Genomic DNA, 232 nt, shown 5'->3' on the forward strand with positions numbered 1-232 from the left:
GGGCTTTACCGAATGGCGCAACGTCACCCGCGCTCTGCCGCAGTTCGAAGGCCATGTGCAGCCACGCCTGCCTGCCGATCTGGGTTTCTACGACCTGCGCAATCCGCAGGTGATGCGTGACCAGGCGCGCCTCGCGACCGAATACGGTATCGGCGCGTTCTGCTTCTACTACTACTGGTTCAGCGGCCGCACGCTGATGGAAGACCCGCTGCGCCATTGGCTGGACGACGAG

At 63.8% G+C, this 232-nt stretch carries 1 protein-coding gene; it reads left to right on the forward strand.

What is annotated here, in order from left to right:
- Window positions 1–232, forward strand: a 232-nt coding sequence (locus FQ668_RS28340) for a glycoside hydrolase family 99-like domain-containing protein (protein WP_178097289.1), incomplete at both ends; no start/stop codon positions are given.

It is taken from the genome of Pseudomonas sp. Kh14 (assembly GCF_900291005.1).
Taxonomy (GTDB): domain Bacteria; phylum Pseudomonadota; class Gammaproteobacteria; order Pseudomonadales; family Pseudomonadaceae; genus Aquipseudomonas; species Aquipseudomonas alloputida.